Below are 14,997 nucleotides of genomic sequence, written 5' to 3'. Positions count from 1 at the left end.
AGATGATTAAAGTGCAGCAGCTTTCCCAGAGCTTTCATGAACGGCCGGTACTTGAGAATATAAGCTTTGAGGTCCAACACGGTGAGTTTTTTGGCATTATTGGGCCAAATGGCAGCGGAAAATCGACGTTACTACGCCTTCTTTCCGGGATTGATCCGGTTAAAAAAGGCTCAGTAGAGCTGGAGGGTCGACCGGCGTCGGCCTATTCACGAAAGGAACTGGCCAGATGGCTGGCCGTTTTGCAGCAGGATGCACTGCCGCCGGTTGGATTCACGATTCGCGAAGTCGTGGAGATGGGCCGTTATCCGTTTCAGAATTGGCTTGGCGAGGATACCGTGGAAGCGGAGCAACTCATTGAAGCGATTATTCGGAAGCTGCAGTTGGAGCCGTTTGTTGAACGAACGATTGAGCGTCTTAGCGGCGGCGAGAGGCAGCGGGTTGCGCTTGCGAAAGTCATGGCTCAGCAGCCGCGATTGCTTATGTTGGATGAGCCTACAACCTTTTTGGATATTGGGTATCAAGTACAGATGATGGATTATATTCGTGAATGGCAGAGCGAGTCGCAGTTAACCGTAGTGGCGGTTCTGCACGATTTGAATTTGGCCGCGCAATACTGTACACGGTTAATGGTGATACATAACGGAGAGTTGGCAGCGATAGGAACGCCTGACGAGATTATTACAAGTAAATTAATTACAGAGGTCTATGGAACAGAACCTATTGTTCTGCAGCACCCAACGAACCAAGCACCACAGATTTTATTGCAGCCTGGAAAATAATGAACTTGGTAACGGAGGAATGGATGATGAGTAATTTACAAACGATGATCGACGCTATTGAGCCTATTCATGAAGATGTGGTGAAGCAGGCGAATGATCATTTGAATCAATTGACCAAACCACAGGGGAGCTTAGGCAAGCTGGAAGATATTGCACGACAAGTTGCCGGGATTACCGGTGAAGTGAAGCCGTTGTTTGATAAAAAAGCGGTCATTGTGATGGCTGGCGACCATGGTGTCTGTGAGGAAGGCATTAGTGCTTTCCCGGCGGAAGTGACGCCGCAGATGGTGCTGAACTTCCTGCAAGGCGGTGCCGCGGTTAATGTGCTGGCCAGACATGCGGGAGCAGACGTTGTTTGCGTCGATATGGGGGTTAATGCGGACCTGGAGCATCCCGACCTTGTTTCACGCAAGGTGAGAAAAGGCTCGCGCAACATGGCGCGCGAAGCGGCGCTTACGTTAGAGGAAACCGTACAAGCGATTGAGGCGGGCATTGAGTTAGTGGATGACCTGGCTCAACAGGGCTATCGACTTTTCGCGACCGGTGAAATGGGGATCGGCAACACAACGGCTAGCGCAGCAATTTTATGCGCACTGGGCGGTGTGGATGCTGAAATATCCGTAGGCCGCGGAACAGGCATTGACGACGCGAAATGGCTGCATAAGCGGTCGGTCGTCAACAAGGCGCTCCACGTGAACGGACTTCGTCCGGCGAAGGACAACGCGATCAGCACAAGCGGGGATTTCGCGCTTGAAGTGTTGAGCAAGGTCGGCGGATTGGAGATCGCCGGACTGGTTGGCGTGATTCTTGGCGCAGCGAAGAATCGGTGTCCGGTTGTCGTCGACGGCTACATCTCGTCGGCGGCGGCGCTCGTGGCGAGCCGATTAGCCCCGCTAAGCGCGTCCTACATGCTCGCCTCGCACTTATCGCAGGAGCAGGGGCATGCGAAGATGCTTGAGGCTGTGGGCCTCTCTGCGATGCTGCAAATGGATATGCGCCTGGGCGAAGGAACAGGCGCGGTGCTTGCCTTTAACTTGATCGAAGCCGCAGGCAAGATCATGCGAGAGATGGCGACATTCGAAAGCGCAGGCGTGTCGAGGGAGTAGACAGCCTGAGAAGGAGGCGGAAGCGCCATGGCGGTTTTGGTAACGGGCGGCGCGCGCAGCGGCAAGAGCTCTTTTGCAGAGAAGCTCGCGATGCATGGCAGCGAGCGGGGGATCTATATCGCGACCTCCCACATCTACGATGAGGAAATGAGGGAGCGGGTTCGTCTGCACCAGCAGACGAGGCTCAGTTCGGGGTATCCATGGGATACCCGGGAGGAGCCGTTTCGGCTGTGCGAGCTCTTGCAGCAGCTGGACGAGAGCGGCGAGGAGGCGGTCGTACTGGTCGATTGCTTAACACTCTGGTTAAGCAACTGGCTGCTCCAGTATGAAGGCGAGCAGGACCCTTCCACTTTGGTAATGAAGCAGGTTGAACAACTGGTGAATACAGTGTCTGGTTACCGTGGACGTGGACAGCTCATCATGGTAACGAATGAAGTCGGAGACGGCATTGTGCCGGAATACCCGCTTGGCCGCAGCTTCCGCGATTTGGCCGGAAGAATGAACCAGCGGTTAGCTGAGGTGTGCGAGCAGGTATTCCTGGTAACGGTCGGGATCCCTATTGAACTGAAAAGCATGGCTTACCGGCTGGATGGAAGCAAGCAGCCTTAAGAGGATCGGTGCGGTGATAATTGATGTGGATTTATTCCTGGCAGGAGATCGTCAGTATGACGGCTGCTGCCATTGTACTGGATTGGCTCATTGGCGATCCGAGATGGCCGACGCATCCCGTTATTCTTATCGGGCGTTGGATTCGCTGGATGGAAGGGTTACTGCGCAGTAAAAACGACTCACCCACGAGTGAAAAATTTAAAGGAGTAGTGCTTACAACTACTACTTTGATTGTCGGCACGGGGAGTGTATTCGTCCTCGTTCTAGCCGCGCGTTCGGTTCACGAATGGCTCGGTTACGCCGTCTGTACGTGGTTGATTTCAACGACGATTGCGATCAAGGGACTCAAGGATGCCGCGTATCTCGTGTACAATCCGCTGCGCAAAGGCGAACTTGCCGACGCTCGCAAGTATACGGGCTACATCGTCGGCCGTGAGACGGAAGCCTTGGACGAAGAAGAACTTACGCGCGCGGTCGTGGAAACCGTGGCGGAGAACATTGTTGACGCGGTGATTTCGCCGCTCTTCTATGCGCTGATCGGCGGAGCGCCGCTCGCTATGCTATATCGGGCATCGAATACGCTGGATTCGATGGTCGGCTACCGAAATGACCGTTACCGTCATTTCGGCTGGGCGTCGGCCCGCTGGGACGACGCCATGAACTGGATCCCGGCCCGGCTGACCGGCCTCCTGCTGATCCTCGTCGCCCTGCTGCAGCCGGGCCTCTCGGCGAAGCGCGCAGCGGCGGCGATACGCCGCTTCGCGCACCTGCACCCCAGCCCGAACAGCGGAATTCCGGAGTCGGCGGTCGCCGGGGCACTCGGAATTGAGCTTGGCGGGCTGAACGTCTACGGCGGCGTAGCGAGTGAGCGCGCCCGCCTGGGCTGGCCGCTGCGTCCGCGGACGCAGCAGGATATTGTCTACGCCGTCAGGATGCTTTACGGCGTCAGCTTTGTAGTGATGGGAGGATTGCTGTGCATACTGCTCGTATTGTTCTAGATTGGCTGCGTGCTTGCATCGCAGCCTTTCAATTTCTAACACGTTTGCCGATTCCCGTGCAAATAACCTATACAGACCTTGTCTTTCGGCGCAGTGTGATCTTCTATCCGCTAGCCGGCGGCGTGATAGGTCTCCTGCTGCTTCTCGCGAGTGAAGGTCTAAGCCTGTTCCTTCCTCCACTTCCGGCAGCTGTGCTGCTTCTGGGACTTTGGGTTGTTTTGACAGGCGGACTGCATCTGGATGGCCTAATGGACACCGCAGACGGTATTCTCAGCCATAGACCACGCGAGCAAATGCTCGAAATCATGAAGGACAGCCGTGTTGGAGCGATGGGCGTCATTGTGGCTGTGCTTCATTTGCTGCTCAAGTTCGCGCTTCTCTACACGCTGCTCGAGTCCAATCAGTGGGATGGAGCTACTGGGATAAGGGGATATTTGCTGCTGGCGATTGTCCCAGTTTGGAGCAGATGGTTTATGACGGCAGCCATCCAGGGGTGGCCTTACGCGAGGAAAGAGTCGGGTTTAGGCAGTTTTTTTCAGGGAGTAACAAAGTGGCATGTTGCTATTTCATTAGTAGTAGCCCTGTTTACAACTACTCTTTTTGTTAGTTTTGGTGATACCGTTTCGGATGCAGCCGTTTGGCCTGTCCCTCTCTATTTTGCCTCTGCCACATGCTTGGCAGGATGGCTGATTGCTACTTACATCAGCCGTAAATTAGGGGGGCTGACCGGAGATACCTATGGTGCTATGAACGAGCTGCTTGAAGCGATTCTCCTGCTTGGCGTCGTTATTTGTGCAACACCATAAAGAAAGGAGTGGAATTCATGTTAGAACGCTACGGACACGGAGGCGATCTCTGGACTGCTGAAGAAGCGTTCGGCTTGTCGAGAGATGAATTTCTTGATTTTAGCTCAAATATGAATCCGTTGGGACCGCCTCCCGCTATGAAAGGGATATGGATGGATGCCTGGAGGGATGTCGTGAAGTATCCAGATCCTGCGGTCCGTGAATTGCGCCGTAAGCTCGCTCAGAAATATGAAATTGAGATGGAGAGCATCTTGGTCGGCAATGGGGCGGCAGAGCTGATCGATTTGACAGCAAGGGTATTGAAGCCATCCGTGACGGGCCTTGCAAGGCCGTCATTCAGCGAATATGAGGAAGCGATTCACAAAACAGGCGGCAGGATTTACAATATCCCGCTGCGATCATCCCATCAGTTTGAGCTGCAACAGCAGGATGTGGAAGCCGCAATATCGGCTGTGGATCTCTTTTTCCTGGGCCACCCGAACAATCCGACAGGCCGGCTGCTTCCTCGACACGTTGTAGATAGCCTTCTAGTGAGTGGTCGCAGCTGCGTGCTCGATGAGGCGTTCATGGATTTTGTGCCCAATGAGCAGGAGCACTCGTTGCTTAAGCTGGCTTCAACGAGCCGGAAGCTCATTGTTATTCGTTCGATGACGAAATTTTATTCGATTCCAGGCATTCGGCTAGGGTTTATGGTGGCGCACCCGGACTTGATTCGGGAAATTAGGCAGCAGCAAGTGCAGTGGAGCGTTAATTATTTGGCTCAGCGCATCGGTACGGCTGTCCTTGAGGATGAGGAGTTTGAGCTGGCGAGCCGTCATTGGCTGCAGGATGAGAAAGCGTGGCTCTCTGAGCAGCTGCAGCAATTGGGCTTAGATGTAGTGCCTACGGATGTGAACTTTGTATTGTTTTCTTTTCCTCCAGCATTAGGCTTAACGGTAAAACAGGCACAAAAACATATGGGACAAATGGGGATTTTGATTAGAGACGCATCGCTGTTTGAAGGCTTGAACGAAGAATATTGTCGAGTCGCGATTCGACTTCGCGAAGACAATGAGCGGTTAATTGAAGGGCTTCGGCAGACAGTGGCAGCTTTGGCTCAGAATCGAGGTCGAACGCATGGCTAAAGCCGCAACGTTAATGATTCAAGGCACTGCTTCGGATGTTGGCAAAAGCATTCTTACGGCGGCGTTATGCCGTATTCTCGTTCAGGATGGCTGGCAGACAGCCCCTTTTAAATCACAAAATATGTCGCTTAATTCCTACGTGACTTTTGACGGGAAAGAGATTGGACGGGCTCAAGGCGTACAGGCTGATGCCTGCCGCATTTTAGCTACAACGGATATGAATCCAATTTTACTTAAGCCGAAGCAGGATATGGTCGCTCAGGTGATTGTGCACGGCAAGCCATACTCGGATTTAGATGCAAGGACCTATCGCGAGTCGTACCTGCCGAAGGCGGAAGCGATTGTCAAAGATGCCTTAGGCCGGCTGCGCAGTGAATATGAGATTGTGGTGCTTGAGGGTGCGGGAAGCCCCGCCGAAGTTAACCTGAAAGATCGCGACATCGTTAACATGCGTTTGGCCGGATGGGCGGATGCGCCGGTGCTTCTCGTCGCCGATATTGATCGTGGTGGTGTCTTTGCATCGATTGTTGGGACGTTGGAAATTTTGACGCCGGAAGAACGAGATCGTGTTAAAGGTTTTATCATTAATAAGTTCCGTGGAGATGTCAGCCTGCTGAAACCGGGATTGGATTGGTTGGAGGAAAAGACAGGGAAACCTGTGTTAGGCGTGATCCCCTATTTGCCGCAGCTTGGCATTGAGGATGAAGATTCCGCTTCTCTGGATTCCAAACGTATGCAGAAGAGGGCTCAAAGCGCGCCTGAGAAAGCAAAGGATCAGCTGGATGTTGCTGTGATTCGCTTGCCTCGTTTATCTAATTTTACGGATTTTGATCCGCTGCAGGAAGAAAAAGATGTTCATTTCAGATACATTACCCATCTCTCCGATTGGGGGGATCCTGACGTTGTCTTGATTCCGGGAAGTAAAAATACGATGGATGATCTGCGGCACTTGAACGAGTCCGGCTTGGCAGCGCGTATCAAAGCTTTTGCGTTGTCCGAGAATGGATGGGTTACCGGCATTTGTGCGGGTTATCAGATGCTTGGCGTTAGGCTGCTTGATCCGCAAGGCCATGAATCCGATCATCCTGAGCTTGAGGGAATGGGGCTTTTGCCGACAGAGACCGTGTTTACTCCGGACAAACGTACGGTTCAAGTGCAGGGTAGTTCTTCGCTTTTTGCAGATGATGCTGATGCCGGCCGGATGTTTGAAATTGACGGGTACGAAATCCATATGGGGCGTACGAGGTTTTTGGAAGATGTCGTCATGCCTTTTCAAATTAGAGCGTATATCAATGATGAGGCGATTGCCTCGGATCATGTGTTGCACGGAGACGGAGCAGCTGTGGAACAGGGACGTGTTTGGGGGACTTATGTGCACGGCATTTTGCATAATGATGATTTTCGGAGAGCATGGTTAAACCGGATTCGGAAAATGAAAGGGCTCACGCCTGTTGACGGGGGCTTGCGCTTCAAAGAACGCAGAGAGGCCGCGTTCAATAGGCTGGCTGACCATGTTAGAAGTCACTTGGATATGCAGCGCGTTTATGAGATGATGAAGGTATCACAGCCTTGTCAAAGGGAGGACGTCATAGAATGAAAATTTATACTCGCACCGGGGATGCCGGACAGACAGGCGTAATTGGCGGTCGTGTGGATAAAGACGATGCTCGTGTTGAAGCATACGGCACGACGGATGAATTGAATTGTTATGTGGGCCAGGCCATGAGCTTTATGGACCCGGCCAAATATCCGGATCTCCTGCCGGATTTGCTCCAGGTGCAGCATGAGCTGTTCGACTGCGGGTCGGATCTTGCGCTCTTAAAGCAGGAACTGCGTCCATACAAAGTTACTGCAGCAATGGTGGATGCGCTAGAGGCGTGGATCGATAAATACGATGCGGAAACGCCGGATATTACACGCTTTATCTTACCTGGCGGTGGAAGCGTATCCTCTACGCTGCATGTATGCCGCACGGTTTGCCGCAGAGCGGAACGCAGGGTTGTCACCCTCGCACGCACACAGGAAATTAATCCGGAAGTACGCAGATACTTGAACCGGCTGTCCGATTTGTTCTTTACGATTGCCCGCACAGCGAATCACCGCGAGGGGATTGCAGATGTGGAGTATGTACGCAGCGCCGAGGTGTTTAGACGTAAATCATGAGCTATTATGAACCGCTAGTATATATGGTGCCGCCTGAGGAAGAAGGTTTTATACTGAAGACGGTGCTGCAAAAAAGATTGATGGTCTCGCGCAAGCTGCTGTCCCGCATTAAATTGACGGAACAAGGCATTACTGTGAATGGCGTCAGGCAGTACATTAATATCAAGGTGAAAGCAGGAGACCGTGTAGAGATCCGTATGGAGGAGGAAACGTCCGAGGATATTTTGCCGCAAGACCTTCCTCTGCATATTCTTCATGAAGATGAGCATCTGCTGATCTTGGCCAAAGACGCCGGAATTATCGTGCATCCCACACATGGACACTACGTGAATACGATCGCTAACGGTGTCGTGTATCACTGGCAGCAGGCTGGCATCATATGCCGTTTCCGCCCTGTGCATCGGCTGGATCAAGAAACATCCGGTGTATTGGCAATCGCCAAGACGCCATATGTGCACCAGCAAATATCCGAGCAGATGATACAGCATCAGGTGAAAAAGGAATACTTGACCTTTGTTTGGGGACGTTTTGAGGAAACGAAAGGCACGATTAACGAGCCTATCGACCGCGATCCGGAACAACCGCATGTCCGTATCGTCACTCCGGAGGGTTATTCGGCTGTCACCCATTATGAAGTCGTGGAGCAATATGCTCAGGCTGCTTTAGTTCGTATTTGGCTCGAGACCGGGAGAACGCACCAAATTCGCGTACATATGCGGCATTTAGGTCACCCGCTAATCGGGGATAAAATGTACACATTGCCCGAGTTTGAGACGAGTCCGGCGGCTGAAGAGGCTGGCAAGCGGCTGAATCGGCAGGCGCTGCATGCTTTCAGGCTCGGCTTTGTTCATCCTGGGACAAGGGAATGGGCAGAATTTAACGCTCCGCTTCCTGCAGATTTAGCCGGTTTACAAGCGTGGCTACAAAAAAATAACTAGTTTTACAAAAACCATCCAAATTTTAGGATGGTTTTTGTTTGGAATAACTTGACTTTCGAATTAAATTAGCCCAAAATTTTAAGTAATTATGAATTAGCTTCCCACATACATAAAGGAGTCCTTACATCATGAGAGTAAAAGTATTTAGCTATGATAAATGCGGCACATGCCGAGCAGCCCTGAAATGGCTAAAAGCGCATGACGTCGAAATCACGGAGAACGTTCCGTTATTCGAGACGCCGCCTTCTGCTGGCGAGTTGGCCAAGCTGTTAAGCGACAGCGGGCTTGGCATCAAGAAGTTTTTTAACACCTCTGGTGAAGTGTACAAAGAAATGAATTTGAAAGATAAGCTCCCGGGCATGACGAATGAGCAAATGTTGGAACTGTTAGCTTCAAACGGCAGACTGATCAAACGTCCTATTGTAACAGATGGTGCGAAAGTCACGGTTGGCTTTAAAGAAGCTGAATTTGAGGAAGCATGGGCAAGGGGGTGAGGTGAGGTTGGATGAGAAACAGAAACCACCACGCAAAAAATCACCGCTAGCCATAGGCGGTTTCCTCGCGGTTTTGCTATCGCAAGGAAAGCTGCTTTTGGCAGCCTTGAAATTCGGCAAGGTCGGCGGGGCCGTCATTTCGATGTTTATTACGATTTGGGCATACGCTTATCTCGCACCGCTTCCTTTTGCTATTGGCATAGTAGTCATGATTCTGATTCATGAACTTGGTCATGTTTTAGCGGCAAAGTTAAAAGGGCTTCCTGTCTCGGCGCCTGTTTTTATCCCTTTTCTAGGCGCATTGATAACAATGAAAAAAAATCCGTCTGATGCAGCAACAGAAGCTTTTATCGGTATCGGAGGGCCTATTCTCGGGACGGTAGGCGGCGTTGCTGCATTTGCACTAGGCATGTATGTGGATTCCCCTGTTATTGTTTCGGTCGCTTATGCTGCGTTTTACCTGAATTTAATTAATTTATTGCCGATTCATCCATTGGATGGCGGTCGAATTGCAACGGCTGTCACCCGTTGGTTATGGATTGTCGGTTTAATTGGCGGTTTAGTCTTTATTTTTTATCTGGACCATTATGTTAATCAGCTTATTTTCTTTGCGATCTGGGCGATGTTTGCCTGGGATTTGTATAAGAAATACGTGAAATACAGACATAAAGAGCAGTTAGTTTCCGTTGCTACCCGTTTTGAATTTGCTGCCAACCATTTACTTCAACAAGGGTATATGATCCCAGGCGAGAATCACACCCGCGATTTGGATTTTACAACATATTCGGATTTACAGGGCGTAGGTGACGGCAGGCAAACGATTGTTATGTACTGGCAAGGAATCGGTTTTGAAGGACAAGCCTACTTGCCTCAGCAAGCCTTGATTCGAAGAGTACAGCTTGTCAAAGTAGACCGTTTGCAGAAAGAAAGCGGATTTTATCTAGGTCTGCAGGTACAGGTCGATTTTACACCTTTGGGCAATCAGGAGCGATACTATGAGGTTCCGGCCAAAACCCGTTGGAAATTCGGAGCAGCTTATTTCGGGCTCATTTTATTTTTACTTTATATGATCAGACTGGTTCATCAAGCAGGAATTATGGATTGACTGTTTAATACAACATAACGAGGAAAACTATCATGACATTTATGGGATCAAAACGGCTTAGCCAGCTAGGATCGGCTATTTTTTCGGAAGTGGCGGATTGGAAGAGAGAGGTTATGAACCAAGGGGTAGACGTCATAGATTTAGGTATAGGAAGTCCTGACCTACCGCCGTCTGAACGCATTATTGAAGCCATTACAGAGGCCGTGCGCAACCCGGCACACTATGGATATCCAACATCGGAAGGAAGTTTGGCTTTTCGTGAAGCGGTAGCCAGATGGTACCAGTTCCGATTCGGTGTAGAGCTTAATCCCGATAATGAAATTTTGACGTTAATGGGTTCTCAAGATGGTCTTGCTCATTTGGCGCTTTCACTCTGTGATCCTGGGGACATTGCTATTGTTCCCGATCCAGGTTACCCCATATATTCGGCAAGTCTCGTGCTAGCGGGAGTTGAGCCTTACTTGCTTCCCCTGCGCGCTGCAAATGATTTTTTGCCCCAATTAGATGACATCCCAGTAGACGTGGCTGCCAAAGCGAAATTCATCCTGTTAAACTATCCGAGCAATCCGTTGTCTGCTGTTGCAGATCGTGCTTTTTTTGAGCATTTGATAGCTTATGCCAAAAAGCATGAATTGCTTGTCGTACACGATCTAGCCTACTCTGAAATGGCTTTTGACGGCTTTAAACCGATCAGCATTTTAGAGATCGAGGGCGCTAAGGAGGTTGCTGTCGAGTTTCATTCACTGTCCAAAAGCTTTAATATGGCAGGTTGTCGGATCGCGTTCCTAACTGGAAATGCGGCTGCGGTAAAAGCGCTGCGAACGCTCAAATCGAATATCGATTATGGCGTATTCGGAGCCATCCAAGCGGCCGGAATTGCAGCATTAGAAGAAGATATGGAACACGATCATTCCGTTGCCGGCGTTTATGAAAGAAGGCGAAATGTGTTTATTTCGGCTTTAGCAGATGCCGGTTGGAGGATACCGCCACCCAAGGCAACCATGTTTATCTGGGCACCCATTCCAAAAGGATGGACATCTCGACAAATTTCCCGGGAAATGCTGTTCCGTGCCGGTGTCGTTGTTATACCTGGAGACGCTTTCGGAGCAGAAGGAGAAGGCTTTGTACGAATTGCTTTGGTGCAGGATGAAGCCAGATTACTTGAGGCGGCAAGACGCATAGGCGATTGGCTTCGAACCGTAGAATGAAAATTAGAGGTTTTGGTAAAAATAGGAGAATGAGAGATATATGATTTTTTTGCACAAGAAGATTAAACCTTAATAGTTGAAAGGGGTAAGCATATGGACGCCATTTCCTCATTATCAGAGCTCTTAGCTGAGCAGAAGCCTTCATCGTATGTAGAAATTCCTGGAGTCTTGGGACAGACGTTTGGGCAAGCGACAATTGCAGCAACATTACCTATGAGCAAATTATTTTCACTCTATGAAGTTGATTTAGAAGTTCAGCGTGCGATTATTCCGCGCAATCTTTCTAAATTAATTGATTATGTTAATCTGTACTTGGAAAATCGCCAACCGATCTATTTCCCGGGCATTATTTTCTCAGCAAGAGGCGCGGGTCAATATGACGATGAACAACAAGCGCTTCGTTTGCAACCGATTGAGAAGTTGTATGTGGTCGATGGCCAGCATAGGCTGGCAGCTTTCCAACGCATTATGGAAACGTTGCAAAGCCAGATGGCACGCGCCAAAGACCGTCGGGAATACGAAAAGATGGAAGAGATCACAGAGAAGCTTCGCCGTTTGTATGCGTTCCCGATTTCCACAATGACCTATTTGGACATTAACGCCCGTCAAGAACGCCAATTGTTCTCCGACATCAACAAACTTCCTCGCAAGCTTGGCGGCAACTTGGCTGTGCTTCGGGATCAACGCAGATTTTACCATGTTGCTGCAACGGAGCTTGCTTCCAAAGCCCCAGCTATGCAAAAGCTGACCGTTGACATGTTCTCTGAACGCGGCAAATCGCCTGAGTATTTGTTCTCGTATCACTTGCTGATTGAAATTTTGGTTGCCTTGTTCGAAGGCAGAATGAAATCGGCGGCTCGGAATAACGGTTACCAATATGAGGACAAAGATCTTCAAGATCTGGTCTCTTTAGCGGGTACCTACTTTAACGGCTTGCTGAATTATTTGGATGCGCCGGCCAAAGGTGAAATCGTTTGGACGGAAAATATCCAAATTGCGCTTGCTTTGTTCATCCATGAAGAAGCTACGAAAACAGGCAAATTCAATCGTTATGCGCTTGAGCATGCTTTGAAAATACTTCCTCATGTGAATTGGAACGGGATCTACGCGGGAGACGAGAAGGATCGTTTACCTAGACGTACCCGGATCATGAAAGCTTATAATTTCATCAAAAATTTCTATACAGAGCAGAATGCTTTCCTAATCAGCGATAAGGAGGATGTGAGCTAATGGAAGGATTACGCCTCAAAATGACAATTCATCCGTTTTGCGAGAAATTCGGGCTTTCAACCGTAGCCTTGCGCGTTCAGGATTTGCTCAATTATACGATGATCGACCCTATGGTACAGCGGAAGCTAAGTAATATGCAAAGACGTAAAATCTCCACGTATCTGCAAGAACGCGAACTGGATCATGTCTTTTTCGGCCCGGTTACGCTTTCACTGCGTGAAGTGAATCAACTGTCCAAAGGTGAGAAAGAATTTTTGCTGAAGCATGGTTCGAAGCTTTCTATTTTGGACGGCCAGCATCGGATCCTGGCGCTTGGTTATGTGAATGAGCAAATGCAGAAGGAAGTTCGACGCTACGAGAAGAAGCTGGTGCTTCTGAAAATTAAACAGCGTAAGATGCCTGAAGATGCTGATATTAAGCAAGAAGTGGAAGAAACGGAAGGCACGATCAATCAACTTGAGAGCAGACGCCTTGATTTGATGGAGACACAGCTTGCCGTGCAAATCTACATTGGCTTAACGGAGGAAGAAGAGCAGCAGCTATTTGGCGACATCAACTCCAAAGTCCAGCTGGTGAGCAAAGAGCTCGGTCACTCTTTCGATTCCATTGATCCGCTTAATCTCGTTATTCAGCAGGTTGTTGATCATAACGTATATCTCAAAGCTGTTGGCGTAGAGCGACGCAGCAATTTGACGTCGTTTAACCGTAATTTCACATGCTTCAGCTGGTTATATGCGACAGCAACCATGTTGTTTTCGGGCAGAATGCAGCCGTCTTATGAGCTACAACGCAAGATCCGCCATGATCCTTCGACGTATGTGGAGATCCTGCACCAGTTCTTCAATACGTTATTGCCGATGATGCCGGAGCAACCGGGTCTTGCGCAATATACATCAGCAAATCGGGTGATCCAAGAGAGCATCGCGCTCTATTCAAACCGTTTCTTATTCCCGAACGGGCAATATAACGAGGAATGGACAGATTGCTTGCAAATTCTAGAAGGATTTGATTGGTCCCATGAGAATGAGGAATTGATTTATGTCTTCGGCGCATTGGATAATGGCAAAATCAACCTGATTCACGAAAAATCATTGAAAAAGCATGTGAAACTCGTACAATTTTTCCTCGAAGGCACAGAAGCAGCGAATGCGTCAGAAGAAGAAGAGTCAACAGCATAATAGGCTTGACCCAGTGCCTTTCTCTCTCAACGAGTGTTGTGAGAGGAAGGCTTTTTTGGTTTGCGCAGGCTCGTCTCATCCAAACCAATAATGAAAGAATAGAAACGCATAATCTACAAAAATACGAAATATACGAATATCTTCCATCATTCGTCTATACCAAAAAAGGTCACTAGAATACTATGTACTATAAAGATTGAAAGGAGGAGAAAACGATGAGTTGCTCCGTATATGCTACATTGTCTCGCATCAGCCTTGGTACAGTCATCACAATCCATGCAGGTACTACTCCGAACCACACAGGTAGATTCCTAGGTATTGAAAATGGTAACGTTGTTCTTGCAAGTAATAATACTGTATTCTTTTTCCCAGTAGATAGAATCTCCGTTATCCACATCCCTTAATTAAAAAAGTTGGAAGAGACTGTCTGGAAAGGTCAGAAATGATCAGATGGACAGTCTCTTTATTTCACGTTACACTTACTATATTCGGTCGTGAAGAACACGCCGCTTCGATACATTGTATCGGGGCGGCTTTTTGTGTTTATTTTGTCCAAAAAAGGAGTGGGACCGTGTGCAAAGCTTTGATCAGAAATATGAGGAATGGCTGCAAATGAATATCAAACAGGAAACTAATCAGAGAAGGTGTGGATTGCTTGAAAATGGGCTAGGTCATGGGACGGTGGAATTTCTCCGAAACATTTGGTATCCGACCGTGGGGAATTTTGACCACCTTTATCCTGAATGGGAGGTGCGTGATTTTAACAGTGGCTATCGCTATGTGGATCTGGCTTACAGGCCAGGCGGCATGAAGGGCGCTATTGAAATTCAAGGTTATGGTTCTCATGCCAGAGATCTGGATGTCAATCGATTCAAGGATTTATGTTGGCGGCATAGTTTGATGGCGCTTGATCGTTGGATATTTCTGCCTGTCGCGTACCTTTCTATCAAAGATGAACCTTGGCGGTGTCGACAACTCGTCCTTTCCTTCATTGGTATTTTTCTCTCGACAGAGGTGGCGTCTGAGTTAACATTTCTTGAAGCAGAAGTTGTCCGCTTTTCTCGTCGCCTTTTGCGCCCGTTTACAGCAATGGAATTAGCAGACCATTTACGAGTCACCGATCGCCATGCGCGGCGGCTCCTTCATGATTTAGTAGAGCGTGACTTTTTGATTGTGCATAGTGGGCACAAAAGGTACCGCACGTATTGCTTGCGGACAGAGTCGACAAATACTACGCGGCAACAGAGTCCGTTAGATAT

At 49.2% G+C, this 14,997-nt stretch carries 15 protein-coding genes; all 15 read left to right on the top strand.

Annotated features, from left to right (window positions below):
* Positions 1-2 precede the first annotated feature (2 nt).
* Positions 3-779 carry a heme ABC transporter ATP-binding protein gene (locus PCH02S_RS27510; RefSeq protein ID WP_164819763.1) on the top strand — a complete coding sequence of 259 codons (777 nt, stop codon included), beginning with the start codon at positions 3-5 and terminating at the stop codon, positions 777-779.
* A 23-nt stretch (positions 780-802) separates the two neighbouring features.
* Positions 803-1,885, top strand: a complete 1,083-nt coding sequence (gene cobT, locus PCH02S_RS27505) for a nicotinate-nucleotide--dimethylbenzimidazole phosphoribosyltransferase (protein ID WP_407670135.1) — start codon at positions 803-805, stop codon at positions 1,883-1,885.
* 27 nt (positions 1,886-1,912) lie between these two features.
* Entirely contained in the window at positions 1,913-2,494 is a 582-nt protein-coding gene (gene cobU / locus PCH02S_RS27500) for a bifunctional adenosylcobinamide kinase/adenosylcobinamide-phosphate guanylyltransferase (RefSeq protein WP_127457305.1), read from the top strand.
* Between the two features lie 23 nt (positions 2,495-2,517).
* Complete coding sequence (gene cbiB, locus PCH02S_RS27495; RefSeq protein ID WP_127457304.1) at positions 2,518-3,492, top strand: adenosylcobinamide-phosphate synthase CbiB; 975 nt, start codon at positions 2,518-2,520, stop codon at positions 3,490-3,492.
* Complete coding sequence (cobS, locus tag PCH02S_RS27490; RefSeq protein ID WP_127457303.1) at positions 3,468-4,298, top strand: adenosylcobinamide-GDP ribazoletransferase; 831 nt, start codon at positions 3,468-3,470, stop codon at positions 4,296-4,298. The genes cbiB and cobS overlap by 25 nt, the downstream gene beginning before the upstream one ends.
* A 17-nt stretch (positions 4,299-4,315) precedes the next feature.
* Complete coding sequence (cobD, locus tag PCH02S_RS27485) at positions 4,316-5,422, top strand: threonine-phosphate decarboxylase CobD (RefSeq protein ID WP_127457302.1); 1,107 nt, start codon at positions 4,316-4,318, stop codon at positions 5,420-5,422.
* Positions 5,415-7,019, top strand: coding sequence for a cobyric acid synthase (locus tag PCH02S_RS27480; RefSeq protein WP_127457301.1), 1,605 nt, complete (start codon positions 5,415-5,417; stop codon positions 7,017-7,019). Before cobD ends, PCH02S_RS27480 begins: the two co-directional genes overlap by 8 nt.
* Complete coding sequence (locus PCH02S_RS27475) at positions 7,016-7,585, top strand: cob(I)yrinic acid a,c-diamide adenosyltransferase (RefSeq protein WP_127457300.1); 570 nt, start codon at positions 7,016-7,018, stop codon at positions 7,583-7,585. The genes PCH02S_RS27480 and PCH02S_RS27475 overlap by 4 nt, the downstream gene beginning before the upstream one ends.
* The gene (locus PCH02S_RS27470; protein ID WP_164819762.1) at positions 7,582-8,523 is read left to right on the top strand and encodes an RluA family pseudouridine synthase; all 942 of its coding nucleotides are present in this window, start codon (positions 7,582-7,584) and stop codon (positions 8,521-8,523) included. The genes PCH02S_RS27475 and PCH02S_RS27470 overlap by 4 nt, the downstream gene beginning before the upstream one ends.
* Before the next feature lie 125 nt (positions 8,524-8,648).
* Positions 8,649-9,017, top strand: a complete 369-nt coding sequence (locus tag PCH02S_RS27465) for an arsenate reductase family protein (RefSeq protein WP_127457298.1) — start codon at positions 8,649-8,651, stop codon at positions 9,015-9,017.
* Between the two features lie 7 nt (positions 9,018-9,024).
* Positions 9,025-10,122, top strand: coding sequence for a site-2 protease family protein (locus tag PCH02S_RS27460; protein WP_127457297.1), 1,098 nt, complete (start codon positions 9,025-9,027; stop codon positions 10,120-10,122).
* Between the two features lie 32 nt (positions 10,123-10,154).
* The gene (locus PCH02S_RS27455; protein ID WP_127457296.1) at positions 10,155-11,330 is read left to right on the top strand and encodes an aminotransferase class I/II-fold pyridoxal phosphate-dependent enzyme; all 1,176 of its coding nucleotides are present in this window, start codon (positions 10,155-10,157) and stop codon (positions 11,328-11,330) included.
* Between the two features lie 93 nt (positions 11,331-11,423).
* Entirely contained in the window at positions 11,424-12,560 is a 1,137-nt protein-coding gene (locus PCH02S_RS27450) for a DNA sulfur modification protein DndB (RefSeq protein ID WP_127457295.1), read from the top strand.
* Positions 12,560-13,738: a DNA sulfur modification protein DndB gene (locus tag PCH02S_RS27445; protein ID WP_127457294.1), complete on the top strand. Its 1,179-nt coding sequence runs from the start codon at positions 12,560-12,562 to the stop codon at positions 13,736-13,738. The genes PCH02S_RS27450 and PCH02S_RS27445 overlap by 1 nt, the downstream gene beginning before the upstream one ends.
* 573 nt (positions 13,739-14,311) lie before the next feature.
* On the top strand, positions 14,312-14,997 hold a 686-nt coding region (locus tag PCH02S_RS27440; RefSeq protein ID WP_127457293.1), incomplete at its 3' end, for a transcriptional regulator.

The organism is Paenibacillus chondroitinus NBRC 15376 (assembly GCF_004000765.1).
Taxonomy (GTDB): domain Bacteria; phylum Bacillota; class Bacilli; order Paenibacillales; family NBRC-103111; genus Paenibacillus_E; species Paenibacillus_E chondroitinus.
Note: the sequence above shows the minus strand (reverse complement) of the source record. Positions and strands in the feature narration are given on the sequence as shown.